Here is a 1,073-nt window from a genome sequence, read left to right on the forward strand (position 1 = left end):
CACGCGAACGACCTGACGGTGACCGCAGGGGCGAACCGCGTGGGCGCCGACGGCAGCGTCAGGCCAATTGCCGGCGAGGGCGCCGCGCCCGTGGTGGCGGTGGATACCGGCGCGCTCGGCGGGATGTATGCGAACCGTATCCGCCTGGTCTCCAGCGAGGCGGGCGTCGGGGTTAACCTCGGCAACCTCACCGCGCGGCAGGGCGACATTCAGCTGGATGCGGGCGGGAAACTGACGGTCAGGAACAGCCTCGCCAGCGGCTCGATTAGCGCGAAGGGCGCGGGGGTGGTCCTCAGCGGCAGCCATCAGGCCGGGGGCGCGCTGAACGTGGCCAGCTCGCGGGATATGGAGCTCAGTAACAGCACGCTCGCCAGCCAGGGCGACATGCGCCTTTCCGCGGCGGGGAAAGTGCAGATGACGGGCGGCGGGACAAACAGCGCGGGCGCGCTGGCGGTCAGCAGCGGGCAGGCGATGACGCTCAGCAATACCTCCCTTATCTCCCGCGGCGCGGCGACGCTGGACAGTCAGGACACCCTGACCGTCAGCGGCGGCGGCGTGTCGGCACAGGGCGGGGCGCTGACCGTCGCGGGCGGGCAGGGGATGGCACTTTCGGATGCAACGCTGACGGGCCAGGCCGACACCACGCTGTCCACCGGCGGCAGCCTGACGCAGCGCGGCGGCAGCGTCACCGGCAGGGGCGCGCTCAGCGTGGCGGCCGGGAAGGATATCACCCTGACGAATACCCGCAGCGGAAGCGATACCCGCGCGACCCTCAGCAGCGGCGGCACGCTGTCATCCACGGGCAGTGCGGTCTCGGCAGGAGAGAGCCTGGCGCTGAGCGGCGGGCAGCTGGTGCTGGACGGCCAGAGCCGGGCCGATGCCGCGGCCGATATCCGCCTGACGGGCAGCACCGTCAGTAACCAGGGGCAGGTGAATGCGGGGCGCGACATTGCGCTCTCCGGCGACAGGGTGTCCAGCAGCGGCCTGCTGGCGGCGAAAGGCCGTCTGGACGTGAACGCCGGAGAGCTGACGAACGGCGGCACGGCGCAGGGCAGCGACGTCACCCTGAAGGG

Annotated in this window: 1 pseudogene; it reads left to right on the forward strand. The window is 71.6% G+C overall.

The features are described 5' to 3' along the window. Positions 1 to 1,073 (forward strand): annotated as a pseudogene (locus tag SPH27_RS23020) (Contact-dependent inhibitor A); the annotation flags it as partial.

The organism is Enterobacter sp. A103 (genome assembly GCF_034427535.1).
In the GTDB taxonomy this organism is placed as follows: Bacteria; Pseudomonadota; Gammaproteobacteria; order Enterobacterales; family Enterobacteriaceae; genus Enterobacter; species Enterobacter asburiae_B.